Origin of the sequence: Paeniglutamicibacter sp. (genome assembly GCF_046714615.1) — a bacterium.
Taxonomy (GTDB): Bacteria; Actinomycetota; Actinomycetes; order Actinomycetales; family Micrococcaceae; genus Paeniglutamicibacter.
In genome coordinates, this window is record NZ_JBKKAP010000146.1 from 16,896 (window position 1) to 30,302 (window position 13,407).

Here is a 13,407-nt window from a genome sequence, read left to right on the forward strand (position 1 = left end):
GGTACCCTACAGAGATGGACCCGTCCCAGCTTCCCATCCAGCCATCGAGGCCCACGCGCGCCGGCGGTTGGATGGGAAGGCTGTGGCGGCAGCGCGGCACCGATCCAACGCGCCTGACCTCCCCGCCCCGGGGCTTCGTGCCCGTGGGAGTGGTCAGCGATTCGGCCGCCGCGCTTCCCGAGGCCTGGACACGCGAGCACGCGCACTTCCTGCGTGTGGTGCCCATGCCGGTGATGGTCGATGACCAGATCTTTTCCGAGGGCACCGACGACGTGCCCACCGAGCTGGCCCTGGGCCTGGCCATGGGCAAGGCGGTGCGCACCTCGCGACCGGCCCCCGGGCAGATGCTGCGCGCCTACCAGGAGCTCGCCGAAGCAGGGGTGAAGGAAATCATTTCCATCCACCTCTCCTCGGTGCTCTCCGGGACCGTTGATGCCGCCCGACTGGCCGCCCAATCCTCGCCGGTGCCTGTCATCGTCGTCGATTCGCACACCGTGGCCCTGGCCCAGGGATTTGCGGTGATGGACGTCGTGGAGCTTGCAGCCGCCGGCGCGCCGCTGGGCGAGCTTGAGGCAGTTGCCAAGAGCGCTGCCGAAAACCATGTGTACTTCGCCGTTCCCTCGCTGGAACAGCTGCGCCGCGGCGGACGCATCGGCACCCTGGCCTCGGTGCTGGGCACACTGCTGAACGTCAAGCCGATCCTTTCGGTGCGCGACGGGCAGATCGTCGCCCACGAAAAGGTGCGCACCCATTCGCGCACGCTGGCCCGGCTGGTGACCATTGCCCGCGACGAAGCAGCGGCGCGGGGACCGGCGGCGCGCCTGGCGGTGCACTACTTCGGGAACCAAGACGCCGCCGAGGAAATCGTGCAGGAACTGGCCGGCGCCTCGCTGTTCGAGGTCCTGGCCGTCCCGGTCCCCGCGGTGCTCGGCGCCCACACCGGGGTCGGCGTGTTGGCCGTGGCCATTTCCGGCGGCATCGCGCCACCGGCACCCGGACCTACCCGCCACGAATCCAAGCCCCGGCCGGAGCCCAAGCCCAAACCTGAACCTAAGGCAAAGCCCGAACCTAAGGGCCGCCGCGCGGCTGCACCCTCGTCGCAAGGTACCAAAGGGCCCGCAACGCCAGTCGAGCCGGGCGCCCACGAGGTCCCCGGGACGAAATAGCAACCCTTTGCTGCCCTTCCCAAGCGGCAACGCGTCGTGGTTCTCCACAGCAGGGCACTGACAGGGCAGCACGGACCTCAGGATCGTGTGCACTGGAGTGCATGGGCTCTCATGAGTGGGTGGATCATGCCGCAAGGAGCAACCTGGCTCCGGTCCCGGGTCGCCTGCGTGTGCTCATTGGCAGGTCGGCGGCGATCGTCTTGATTCTAGGGGCACTTACATGGATCTCGGTGTCGTTGCTGTTCAACCCGCCCCCGCGAGCTCCAAACAGCGCGGAATCCATCCCCTTGGAAGTGGCGGAGACCGCCCAGACGGGTCCAGCGGTGGATCCGGGTGCCCAAGATGCCCCACTGGAACCGCGGGGGACCCCGGAGCCGGAGGAAAACCCGCCGGAACCGGGAGTCGTCGGCCCGTCGGGGAACGGCGCCAGCGCAGTGGTCCACTTGGTTGGAGCCGTGAATAAGCCCGGGGTGTATTCCCTGCCGCTGGGATCCAGGGTGCTTGACGCGGTGGATCTGGCTGGCGGGCTGGCGAAGGATGCCGCCCCCGAGGCGATCAACCTGGCGGCACAGATCCGTGATGGCGAACAAATTCGCATCCCGCGCCGTGGCGAGACCGGGCAGGTTCCGGCGCCCGGGGTCCAGGCTTCCGGCGGTTCGGACGGCGCGGGCGGGCCAGGCGCGCCGCCGGGGAAAATCAATGTGAACACCGCCGAGCAGGCACAACTGGAGGAGCTGCCGGGAATCGGGCCGTCGCTGGCCGGGAGGATCCTGGAGTTCCGTCAGGCCAACGGACCTTTCAAGAACCTCGGCGAACTTGATGCTGTCAGCGGCATTGGACCGGCCCTGATGGGGAACCTCCGCGAACACGTGGTCTTTGAATGAGTGCCCCGGGGAGTGGCCGGGCCGGCGGCAAATTCTCCGGGCTCCTAACGGGAATTTCCTAGCTATTCGGTCCGAAACTCCTTTTATGCCTAGTCAAAGTCGGTTTCCAATGACCGGAAGTGTATGACCTAACTTTTCTTCGGGGCCCACTTGCCGAGGTTGAGGACCTCGGCGAGGTTGGCGTGGGTGTCGATTTCCTCGGTGAGTATGCGTCGGGCCTTGGGGTGGCCACCGGTGGAGGGATAGATCATCACGGTTTCCTGGATGCTTCCCAGCCGTTCGGGCAGTTCGCGGACCGAGTGGTGTTCGTCGGCAGTCTCGGCTTCGCGGCGCATCAGGTGGGCGATCTGCACGGCCAGGACGCCGGTGAAGGTGTGGACGCGGATGCTGTGCTCGGTCCAGTGGTTCATCGATGAGAACGAGACGACGTGGGGGTCCTTGAGCTGCCTGAATCCGAATTCGGCATCGGACTGGGACCGGTAGGCCTCCACCACGTCGTCCACGGGCCAGTCCTCGTGCGTGGTGACCAGGACCCTTTTGCCGAACAACTCGTCCTGAAGTTCCTGGCGGGCTGTCTCGTTGATTCCCACCGTGAGGCGGTGGGCGGCCGGCCAGTTCGCAGTGAAGGACGCGGCGGAGCCAAGAGTCGCGGGTGATGGAGGAGATGTGGTCGGTGAGTTCGGCGGTGGTGCGGCGGGTCTTGCCGCGGGCCAGGGTGACGGCGAGGTCCGCGAGCCTGGGCCTGGGCCTGGGCCTTGGCCAATGACTGGACAAAGCCTGCGACCTGCTTCTCGTGGAGGGTCGGCGAGTGGGTGAGGATCACCCGGCGCTCGGTCCCGTAGACCACCCGCCGGGTTTCGGCCGCACTGAGCCCGCCGAAGTGGGCCTCGTCCACGATGGCGCGGTCCGTGGCCGGGATCGTGAGCAGGTCCGCGACGTGGGACGGCGGGTTGGAGCCGACGAATTCCAGGTCGATGTCGGTGACCCGGGCGAAGTTGGAGGCCGAGTTCTGTCCGGCATCGAACACCACGATCGTCTCGGGGCTGTCGCCGCTTCCGGCGATGTCGGCGAGTTTGCGGTGCCGGGCTCCCAAGGCATCGATCATCAGCGGGAACTGGGTGACGTCCGGCTTGTTTCCCGGATAGGCGTGGGCCAGCAGCGGAATGTCGCCATCGCGGGTGATCACCCGTCCGAGGCCGACCAGGCGCAGGTCGGTGCGTTTCTGCTTGGCCTTGCCTCGCTGGGCGATCGGCGCTTTGTCGTCGGCGGAATCGATGTAGGTGGCGAAGTTGGTCATGACCAGCGCCAGGGCGGAAATATCCAGGTTGAATTCGGTGATCGTCGCCAACGCGATGCGTTCCTCGATCACCGCGACCTGCTCCAACGACGGGTGGTGGGCGGCTTTCCAGAGCCTGCGGTGATCCAGCACCGATGGGGGATCTTGGTGAAGCGGTCCGCCGCGGTGGTCTTCCACCAGTCACTGAAGCCGGCCTTTGAAATGGGGGCCACGACCCGGTTCAACGACGCCAAGGACAGGTAGGTGCCCACCGAAGCGCCGGCGTCTGTACGTCGCTGGCCGGCGACGTCGTCGATGAACCCGGCGATGTCCAGATGCTGCAGGATGCCCCCAGACCGCGGCGAAATCCGCGAACCCCAGGTGCCGGGTCTTCTCCGGAACGACCGCGGATTCCTTGGCGTCAAGGAGCTTCTCGATCTCCTTGGCACTGCCCAGGTACCGTCCGGAAACCATCTTCGGTTTCCCGTCCACCCGGGCCATTTCGCGGAGGTAACAGAACGGTTTGCCCTGGATCATTTTCTTGTCCATGGCCATGCCATAAGTCATACTTTAGGTCATTCACATTAAGGCAAAGCGAAGGCCCTGACCCGCCCGCTACTTCCGCGGAACATTTTCTGTCGGGGCCCTCGAAGACGAAATAGCCGGGAAACTCACGCTAGGATCCGAAGGATCAGGGCGTGTTCACATACTCGACAGAGTTCTCCATGAACATGCAGAGCTGAATGTGGTCTGTTGGGACGTACCCGAAACGGTGAGGTTCTCGGAGACTTCGCCTAGTTCGTTGGATAATGCCCGTGTCGTCATTCGGGTAAGTCGGCAGTTCGGTGCCTCGGGTAAGATCATTCATTTTCTGCATTATCAGGGGTAGGGGCGACCAAGACTGGGCATGTGGCGTGCGCGATGCAAAACGAGCTGACCGAACCAGTGAGCAGGCCAGTGAGCATGCCGTGGCCTTTGCGGCCGACTATGAGCAGGTCGGCATTCCTGCCGGCTTTGATGAGCACGGACCTGGGATCCCCCTGTACCAGGCTGACCGTGAGGTTGCTTGGTGTGTCCGTTCCAAAAACGCTAGTGATCGCCTGGTTCAAGACTTTCTCGGCGCCTTCCTTGAACCCCTCGATGCCCGCGAGTATGTAGCTGTCATACATCCGGGGGTAGTCCCAACAGCTGATGGCCTCGATGTGGGCGTTCAAGGAGCCTGCAAGGTATTGGGCGTGCCGGAGTGCTTCGAGGGAAGCGTACGACCCGTCCACGCCCACTACAATTCTCGATATTCCGGATCCAAGTCTCATGGAAGCCTCCAATGCCAAGGGGTTGATCTTCCCAAGCTACTCACCGCACCGTTGGAACACCAGGGGACCCCCTTCGTCCAGACAAGTAGAGATCCGCCGGTGCAGGTTGCCCCGGCCTTCCTGAGAGTCACTACTTCACGATCTACAGGGGCCTGCCGTGCGGATTGAAGAGGCCGCAAGATCAGCGTACCGGCTCTCGCGATAGGTCATCCGGCTATCAAGGTGGAGATCGTTGCAACGGAAAATCCCCGGGGGTGCCCACAAGGGATCCGTCGCCTGGTATTGCCCAGTGGTGTAGCGCCTGTTATTCGCCGTGGTGGATCAGCACCGGGCACGAGGCGTGGGCGGCCAGCGAGCTGGAGACCGATCCCATGACCAAGCCCTTGAAGCCGCCGCGGCCGCGAGTGCCCAGCACGACCATTGCGGCATCCTTTGAGGCCTTGAGCAGGTTGGGAGCCGCCGGTCCCACAATGACTTCGCGCTGCAGGTTTTGTGGGACGTCCGCGCCGAAGGCCTGCTCAATTGCCTTATCTAAGTTCTCGCGGGCGTCCTGCTCTGGCGCCCACTCGGGGGTATAGTCCTCCAGGACAAGGCGCGGGAGCCAGGAAGCGAAGGCCACCAGATCGTGGCCCATTGCCGAGGCAAGGTCCGATGCGAAGCGTAGTGCGTTGACCGACTCAGATGACCCGTCGATGCCGACAACGATCTTGCTGCGCGGGGTGTTTTCCATGGTGGTGAACTCATTTCCTCACAAGGGCGGATTGTTCGACGAAACCGCTCAGGGGTGCCGCCGGACCTCACTATACCTCCGCAGATCCTGGCTTTTGGGACTTGGTCGTTCTAGGTGGTCGGCGGTTCCAATGACAGCTGCATCGGCCCATTCCAGCACAGAGCCAATGGCCGGTCGGATGCTTTGCGCAGCGGTCTCTGGAGCCGCCCTGGACTTCACCGTTCCGGTCCTGCGCGCCACGAGGCACGGGGTGCGCCCCGAGGGCCCCGGGCTGGCCGAGATCTTCGAGCACCGCTTCCGCCCGCTCTCGGCCGGTTTCGCCGTGCCGGTGTTCGCGTTCTTCTCCGCCGGCGTCGCCGGGGGAGGAATCGACGGATTGCGCTCTGCCTTCACCGACCCCGTGGACATCGGCATCCTCATCGCCACCTGGCTGACCTCCAAATTCACCAAGGCTACCCTGGACCCCGAACTCAAATGGGTGGACATGCTGGGGGGTGAGCCTGCTGGCAGGCATCAGCTTCACCGTCTCCCTGCTCGTGGCCGAACTCAGCTTCGGACTCGGAAACCCCGCCAACGACCATGCGAAGGTCGCCATCCTCGCCGCCTCTGTCCTGGCCGCAGTGCTCGCCTCGATCCTGCTCGGCAGCCGGAACCGGCAATACAAGAGACTGCAGGCCCAGGAAGCCATCGACGCGGACGCGGACGGAATCCCGGATGACTACCAGCGGGGGCAGTGAAACCGTCCAGGCCCCATGAACGTGGCAGCAGTCCGATAACGGACGGCACCCCTTCCCAACATCCTTCCCCCGATACCCAAGCCTTCATCGGCAGGGACACGGGAACGGCAATCAGCGAAAGACACAACGACGCGGAACCACATGACCGACACGGGCACCGAAAACCAGACGGCCGTATTTGATCACCATGGGCTCGCGGAAATGATTTCGGCGTCGCCCGGAGCGGGATTCATTCCAATGCTGCTCCGACCGGGACCGACCCGGACCTCTGCCAAAGCAGCTCAAATAGCGCGAATCCGAATACCGCGCATTACCTATATCCGGTCGACACGGGCCTTGTGCTTGAACCATGGCTCACGTATCGGGATGCCCAACGCTTTTGTCCCGGAGGACCGCGCCACGGCGCAACTGTCGTTGTTGGAAAGGACAATGACCGGGCGCCCTTCCGCCAACGGACGGCCCAGCGCAGTGCAGTCCAGTGCAGACGACTTTGGATAACCAGTGCATTCGCCATTTGAGGAAAATGACAAAAAGGGCCATAGGCTGTCTGTGGACAGCAGGCAACATAGCTTAGCGGGAAGACAGCCATCAATAGTCCCAAACCCCGAAGACAACCATTGGGAGAGACTCTCTAGCGGTCGTGGAGTACACCGTGCGTGGATACGGACTGTGGCAGGGTGAAGCGGATAGTGGTCCCGGCTCCCGGCGCGCTTTGCAAACTAATGGCCCCGCCGTGCATTTCCACGATGGATTTGGTGATCAGTAGGCCTAGGCCGAGACCGGGGATGGCGCGCTTCAGGGCCAGGTCGGCACGGAAGAACTTGGTGAATGCTTCTGCCTGCTCGGTGTTGTTCATGCCTATTCCTGTGTCTTGGATTGTACACAGGAGCTCTTCGCCCTCGGTCCACGCCCGCACGGTGACGGCGCCCCCATCGGGCGAGTACTTGATGGCGTTGGAGATGAGGTTATCCAGCACCTGTCCGATTCTCCCGGCGTCAACGACGACAGGCATGGGACCCTCGACCGAACTGTGTAAGGTGACCGCATTTGCGGTTGCCGAAGGGGCTGCTGCCGCCAAGCTGTGCGCTACTAGTTGGGCAAAGTCGGTGGGAGCGGGCTGGAATATCATGGATTTTGTGGCCAGCAGGTCATTGACAAGACCCAGCAGGCGTTCGGCGTTACGTTCGATGACGGCTAGGGAGCTGGTTACCTCGGAGGGGAGGTCCTGGCCGTCGTCCATGATCAGGCTTGCATAGCCAAGGATGGAGGACAGCGGTGTTCGAAATTCATGGGAGACCCTGGCAACGAAGTCATCCTTGGCGGCCAGCGCGGCAAGCATGTCCGTAATGTCGTGGAAGGAAATGACAGCACCATCGTAGTTGCCATCAGCATCCTTCATGGTGCGGGCAGTGGTGGAGAAGGCGCGGGCTCGGTCGCCCGAGCCGACCCAGAGGTCGCAGTTGGTGAAGGACTCGCCCAAAACGGCGCGGCGTACGGGGCGAGCCTCGGCCCCCAAAGGGGTCACCTTGTCCGATCCAAAGAGCAAAAGGTCCTTCTCGGCAGGATCCTCTACGTGATCGGGGACGGCAAAGGCTTGGAAGGTCTGTTGGGTGGAGTTCATCAACTGGTGATGGCCCTGAGCATCCACCACCACCACGCCCACGGGGATCGCGTCCAGGACAGTGGAGAGAAGCCGTTCGCGCCGGCGGCTGGCATCCAACGCGGCGCGCAGCTGGACATCCTTGGCGAGAACGGCCAGACGCTGGCGGTCCAGGTGTGCTGTCATGCTCACCACAGCGAAGGAAAAGCCGGCCATCATGAACGGGAAGAGCAGGGGCTTGCTCAGTTGCTCCGCCGTTACCGGGGTGCCGACAAGGATAAGCGGGGTCCAGATGATCAACAAAGTTCCCAGCAGGCTGCTGAAAACTGCCGTCTTGTGCGCCAGACCCGAGGCAGAGAGCCAAAAGACAGGAAACAGCATAAGCAATCCAGCCGACGTTGCGTACGGAAGACTGCCCTCGCGAGTAAATCCAACAGCCACAAAATCCAGGTACGGAACGACTAGGAAGGTGGGATGCGGGAGCCTGTCCCACGGAACCACAAAGCAGAGGACAAAGATGGCGGTGTGCAGCCATAGGCCAGCGGCAAAGATGGGACTGGTGAAAATCTGCGGGAAAAAGGCACCGGCATGGACCACCATTAAAATTACCGTCAGGCTGAGCGGTGCTTGGGAAAGGATGACCCTAACCCGCAAGGAACGGGCATGGAAGTGACGCTGAACCAAACCGGCTGTTCTGGACTGAGTCATGGGACTTCCATCTGTGGCATGCGTCGCGCCCAGGGATCCATGGATCGATCGTGCCGTGACGTGTCAGGGGACCCTGCCTGGCGCACCGGATAATTTTCGGGGCAACAGGTAGTAATGATGTCATACGGTGCAAATGAGCACATATTTCCAGTGCTCAAAAGTCTCTCTGTCAACGACAGATTTCACTCAAATGATCAGGGATGGCTATGGACGATTCCCGGGTTGCTGTTGTTATTGAGGGTGATCAGGAGGTTCGTGAACTGATTAGAGCGATTCTCGGCCAGACAGATTCTGATGTCCACATCGTGGGCACTGGGCCGCGAAACCACAAGGCCGCGACATATGCCGGAGGCATCGGAGCGCATGTCCAGAGCGTTCCGCCCTTTTCTTACGGTCAATGTTGGACAACAATTGCAATAACACCCCTTGTGGGCGGAAACCCCGCCAACGACCATGCGAAGGTCGCCATCCTCGCCGCCTCCGTCCTAGCCGCAGTGCTCGCTCGACGGTGACGGTATTGACTGGCCACTGATGCTGAGGCACCCCTGGACCAAGGTTCCGCGCTGGGGGCGGCCCGGATATGAGCTGGGCAGCTGGCCGGATGTGGTGTTTGCTCTTTCCGCATTCGATGACCGCCATGGAACGCTTCACGGGTATTGCACCTACGTCGAAGGGGAAATCACCTCGAGATGGTATCGCTCGCGGGTGGAACGCGACTTGGCCGTGAGCGAGGAAGCCTGCGGATATTGGGCCAGTGGGCGAGCCTCCGCCCCTCCTGGCTTGCAGGGAAGGAATCCGCGCGATTTCTACCTCGTCGACGGATTGTGTGATCCCCACCTCCCGGCCACGGAGGCCACCACCCCTTAGCGGGGATCTTGGTTCGCCCAACCGAAATCATGGCTGCCTCCCCGAACCAGCGAGGTGCCTGGGGCTGCAGGAAACGAGCAATTCCTAGAGCTTGACGCGAGGCTGCCTGCAAAAACCCTGCCATGTGCGGCGGGGCACAGCAGAATGCGCTTCCCAACGCAAATTCTCGTCGGCCCTGGGGTAGCAGTGTGTTCGCTATGGAAGAAGATGTCGTCCGCCGCCGGGCATCGTGATGTCGACTATCGCTTCTGCCGAGTTGCCTCGCCGTCAGGATTCCTGCGGTGCCTGTGGCGTGTTTCGTAGCTGTGAAAGACCTCGGATGAGGTGGGCCCCTCGTGGCCGAATTTTCCGCGCAGGACTTCGGCTAGGTCTTCGAGCGCCGCATGCAGCATGCGGCCAGAGAACCGCAGATCGGCGTTGGTGCTGTCCAGGGCATCGGTGGCCAGCTGCTGGGCGTAGGCGAGGGTGGTAGGCAGGGACCCCCGCTGCTTTGTTTCGTTGAAGTAGTAGGTTTCATTGAATGCCAGCAGGTCAATGCTGACCGTGGAGATGTTTCTGGCCAGTGATTCGAGCAGTGCCGCGGCATGCCCGGGTTCCAGCGCCGAGACGCCCAGGGGACCGGCTGCCTCGCGGAACAAGTTCAGGTCGTGGGCCAGGGATCGTCGACGACTCAGGGCGGGGTAGGTCTGCAGAATCCAGGAGACCGTCGCCGTGAGCAACCCGAAACCCGTCACGGCTTGGGCCGCCATGGCCAACCGCAGCCAAGGCGTCGCCGGAACGATCTCGCCGTAGCCGACAGTGGATAGGCTGACCATCGAGAGATAGATGGCTTCGGTGAGGTCTCCGGTTTGTGGCACGCCGTGGGAGTAAACGAATCCGGCCGGCAAATGCGGAAGGTATATCAGGGCCCACCCCATGATCGATAAGGATGCCCAGGCGCCAATCACTGCAGCCATGCCCACAGGTGCGGCCACGGGGGAGGCACGGCCACGGAGTCGTCTGGAAAGTAGCCAGAGTCCGCGCATGATGACCTTGCAGACCGGCCCCATGCCATGGGGATAAAGCAATGTATGAAAGACGTCGGCGACCATCAGCAGAATCAGTCCTGCACCGATGGTAGTTCCCACGATGTCAGTGAAGTCCATGCCTCAGCATACGGTCCAGGCAATCCCAATGCCTGTCCACAGCGCGCGGTGCTGTCGGACGTGGAGTGCTCCCGCGAGCAACCTCTCACACCTCGAACGACCTGACGGATAAGTCCGGCGGACGCCATCCTGCCGTCGATGGGCGGTCCACCGACGGCAAGTGCCTGGCTCCGGTGCGGCATAGCGAAGGGACCCGAGGGCCTTTCCAGCCGGTCCAACTCATCCCGTGAGGTCGCGCCGACCAATCAAAAAGGCAGCCAGTCCCGCTCCCAGCAGGGCGATGGCACTCATCATCCCCGCCCCTGTGGGGTCGAAAGGTTCCATGGGCATTGCCGCGGAATGGCGGAACGGACTCAAATCCTGCAGCCACACCGGCAATCCCAACAGCTCACCGAACTGGCCCAAAACCAGGCCGACTGCCAACATGCCCCATCCCGCTGGAACACTGATCCTGGGGGGCGATTGCAAAGGCGACGGCCGTTGCCGAGAGGAACACGATGGCTGCCGGGACGTGCGCCAGCGCGGCACCCAGCATCAGACCGGGCGGCCTGTTCCCCGAGGCGGTGAGGGAAAGGCTGATGGCCGCCGCAGATCCTGCGACCAGGGCCACGGCCGCCACGGAGGCTGCCGCAAGGACCGTGTTTGCCCCGAGCCAGCGGGCCCGGGACCGTGCCGTGGAGAGTAGAAGTTCCGCCCGGCCTTCGACTTCCTCCACCCGCAGCCGCAGGATCGTCTGGATGCCGGCGGCCGCGGCGAGGACACCGACGATGCCCAGCAGGGCGGTGGTGAACACATCGATGATCTCCGCCCGGCTGCCAGGGATGAGTCTGCCGATCAATTCCCTCAGCGTGTCGCTGCCGGAAACCGCATCGGTGACCACCGGCCCGAAACCACCGGCGATGCCTCCCAGCGCTGCCGCGACGACGCACCATCCGATAAAAGCGGGCCGTTGAAGGCGCCAGGCCAAACCCAGCAACGAGGTACCGCCAAGCCCTGCATGCTCCTTGCCGGCACGCTCGGGCAGCAGGCTCGCGCCCAGGTCCCTGCGGCTACGGATCAGCATTGAGGCCACCGCCAGAAGGACGGCGGCGCCCATCAGGACCAGGAGCGGGGTTGGCTCGGCGACGGAAAAGGGCCGGGAGCGCTGGCCCCAACCGATCGGCGAGAGCAACGAAAGCCAATGGCCGGTCACCTGGGTGAGATCGGCACTGGGGATGCCGAAGGCATCCCCGACACCGCGAAGAAGATACGCCGCACCGACCAATCCTGCCGCTGCACCGTTGGCGCTGCGCCCCGAGGGCATCACCTGCGCAACGGCAGCCGAGAGTGCCACGAAGAACAGTCCCACCGCACCGACGGCGGCCCCAGCGGTCACCGAGCCAACAACGGGGAGCCTAGCCGCGACGAAGCCCGTGGCCACGGCCGCGGCTAGTACCAGGTTCGCGGCCGTGCCCAGAAGTAGCGTTGAGCCCAGCGATGCTGCCCGCCGGTGCGTGGTCGACCCGATGAGTTCGGCGCGCCCCAACTCCTCATCGGCACGGGTATGGCGGATGACCAGGAAGGTGCTCATCAGTCCCGCGAGCACGGCTGTGAATGCATAGCCCTGGAAGAAAACCACCGCTCCGAGACTTGTCCCGTCGGGCAGGCCGCGCACAAACAGGAAGGCAGGGTTGGCCGCAGCCACGGCGATTATGGCGGTCCGATCGGTTTCGTCGCCGAACTGGGTGGACACGGCGCTGGCCGTGACAAGTCCCAGAAACGCGATGCCAAGGATCCAGAATGGTAGCAACACCCGCTCCCGCCGCGCCTGGCCATCCGCCAGGCGCATGATGCCGGACATCAGCGCACCTGCCCGTTCCGGGCGCCGTAGTGGCGAAGGAACAAGGACTCCAGGGATGGAGGAGAAACGGTCAATCCGCTGACGCCGGCCGCCGCGACAGCTTCCAAAACGGAGTCAAGGTCGGCGGTGTCCACATCAAACTCTAGGATGTCGCCCTCGGCGCGGACGTCCTGCACGCCAGGGAGATGCGCCAACCGAGCAGCATTAGTGGCGCCTTCAATCCTGAAGTGGGTTCGCTTCAGATGCCTCAATTCGCCCAGTGTCCCTGTTTCGACGGCCCGGCCGGAACGGATGATCGTCACCCGGTGGCAGAGCTGTTCGACCTCGCTGAGGATATGGCTGGAGAGCAGGACTGTTGCACCCTCGTCGGTGACCCGCCGGACATGGCGTCGGAACACGGAATCCATGAGCGGATCCAGACCGGCACTGGGCTCATCCAGAAGGTACAGGCGCGCGGGGCGTGCAAATGCCGCGATCAATGATGCCTTCTGGCGGTTTCCCTTTGAATACGTGCGGGCCTTACGCCGCGGATCAAATTCAAGCTCTTCGACCAGCTGGCGGCGCAACGTCTTGTCCGCGCCGCCGCGCAGGCCTGTCAACAAATCAATGACCTCGCCGCCGGAAAGATCCGGCCACAGGCTCACGTCCCCGGGCACGTAGGCGATGTCTTGGTGCGTCTTGGCTGTCTCGTGCCAGGGGTCCATCCCGAAGACTCGGACGGAACCCGACGTGGGACGAATGAGCCCGAGGAGCACCCGCAGTGTCGTTGATTTGCCGGCACCGTTGGGACCCAAAAAGCCGTGGACCTCCCCGGTCGGGACGCTAAGATTCAAGCCATCGAGCGCCCGATTCGAGCCAAAATCCTTGGTGAGCGACCTGGTTTCAATCACTGGATCTGATGCTGCACTCATTGTGGACCTGCTGCTTCCGTCCAGCGACAACGACCAGGGAAACCACCAAGGAGTTGCGCGGGCACACTATCCGGGCCGGTCAGACTTCCCGGCCCTCGGCTTCACAGCCTACAAGCGGGCAAACCTCTAGGGAAGAGCCGCCCGGGGGGGCCAACCGCTGCGGACCCCAATGCCCCGGCGGATCGAGGTCTCGACTGGCCGGTGACTTTCGTTCAGGAAAGCGGATATCC

At 63.3% G+C, this 13,407-nt stretch carries 10 protein-coding genes and 2 pseudogenes; 4 read left to right on the top strand and 8 right to left on the bottom strand.

Features of this window, described 5'->3' with window-relative positions:
• The first annotated feature begins 14 nt into the window (after positions 1–14).
• Both ACLQ7E_RS17085 and ACLQ7E_RS17090 read left to right on the top strand, forming a co-directional pair.
• Positions 15–1,166 (top strand): DegV family protein, encoded by a 1,152-nt coding sequence (locus ACLQ7E_RS17085; RefSeq protein WP_411733770.1) that lies wholly within the window; start codon positions 15–17, stop codon positions 1,164–1,166.
• 230 nt (positions 1,167–1,396) lie between these two features.
• On the top strand, positions 1,397–2,050 hold the full coding sequence (locus ACLQ7E_RS17090) for a helix-hairpin-helix domain-containing protein (protein ID WP_411733771.1): 654 nt from the start codon (positions 1,397–1,399) through the stop codon (positions 2,048–2,050).
• A gap of 128 nt (positions 2,051–2,178) precedes the next feature.
• Here ACLQ7E_RS17090 and ACLQ7E_RS17095 read toward each other — a convergent pair whose 3' ends face one another.
• The gene (locus ACLQ7E_RS17095) at positions 2,179–2,640 is read right to left on the bottom strand and encodes a hypothetical protein (RefSeq protein ID WP_411733772.1); all 462 of its coding nucleotides are present in this window, start codon (positions 2,638–2,640) and stop codon (positions 2,179–2,181) included.
• A 218-nt stretch (positions 2,641–2,858) separates the two neighbouring features.
• Here ACLQ7E_RS17095 and ACLQ7E_RS17100 point away from each other — a divergent pair, with 218 nt between their 5' ends.
• Positions 2,859–3,590, top strand: a complete 732-nt coding sequence (locus ACLQ7E_RS17100; protein WP_411733773.1) for a hypothetical protein — start codon at positions 2,859–2,861, stop codon at positions 3,588–3,590.
• A 596-nt stretch (positions 3,591–4,186) separates the two neighbouring features.
• On the opposite strand, the gene ACLQ7E_RS17105 is transcribed toward ACLQ7E_RS17100, so the two are convergent.
• Both ACLQ7E_RS17105 and ACLQ7E_RS17110 read right to left on the bottom strand, forming a co-directional pair.
• The gene (locus ACLQ7E_RS17105) at positions 4,187–4,639 is read right to left on the bottom strand and encodes a universal stress protein (RefSeq protein WP_411733774.1); all 453 of its coding nucleotides are present in this window, start codon (positions 4,637–4,639) and stop codon (positions 4,187–4,189) included.
• 304 nt (positions 4,640–4,943) lie between these two features.
• On the bottom strand, positions 4,944–5,369 hold the full coding sequence (locus tag ACLQ7E_RS17110) for a universal stress protein (RefSeq protein WP_411733775.1): 426 nt from the start codon (positions 5,367–5,369) through the stop codon (positions 4,944–4,946).
• Between the two features lie 187 nt (positions 5,370–5,556).
• On the opposite strand from ACLQ7E_RS17110, the pseudogene ACLQ7E_RS17115 reads away from it, so the two are divergent.
• Positions 5,557–6,106 (top strand): annotated as a pseudogene (locus tag ACLQ7E_RS17115) (Na+/H+ antiporter NhaA); the annotation flags it as partial.
• A 341-nt stretch (positions 6,107–6,447) separates the two neighbouring features.
• Here the strand turns inward: ACLQ7E_RS17115 and ACLQ7E_RS17120 are convergent.
• The 5 genes and pseudogenes from ACLQ7E_RS17120 to ACLQ7E_RS17140 form a co-directional block, all read right to left on the bottom strand.
• A pseudogene (locus ACLQ7E_RS17120) lies at positions 6,448–6,585 on the bottom strand (DNA polymerase V subunit UmuC); the annotation flags it as partial.
• A gap of 152 nt (positions 6,586–6,737) precedes the next feature.
• Complete coding sequence (locus ACLQ7E_RS17125; RefSeq protein WP_411733776.1) at positions 6,738–8,087, bottom strand: sensor histidine kinase; 1,350 nt, start codon at positions 8,085–8,087, stop codon at positions 6,738–6,740.
• A 1,433-nt stretch (positions 8,088–9,520) separates the two neighbouring features.
• Positions 9,521–10,426 carry a potassium channel family protein gene (locus ACLQ7E_RS17130; protein WP_411733777.1) on the bottom strand — a complete coding sequence of 302 codons (906 nt, stop codon included), beginning with the start codon at positions 10,424–10,426 and terminating at the stop codon, positions 9,521–9,523.
• A gap of 388 nt (positions 10,427–10,814) precedes the next feature.
• Positions 10,815–12,266: an ABC transporter permease gene (locus ACLQ7E_RS17135; RefSeq protein WP_411733778.1), complete on the bottom strand. Its 1,452-nt coding sequence runs from the start codon at positions 12,264–12,266 to the stop codon at positions 10,815–10,817.
• Positions 12,266–13,177, bottom strand: a complete 912-nt coding sequence (locus ACLQ7E_RS17140; RefSeq protein ID WP_411733937.1) for an ATP-binding cassette domain-containing protein — start codon at positions 13,175–13,177, stop codon at positions 12,266–12,268. The genes ACLQ7E_RS17135 and ACLQ7E_RS17140 overlap by 1 nt, the downstream gene beginning before the upstream one ends.
• Positions 13,178–13,407: the final 230 nt, after the last annotated feature.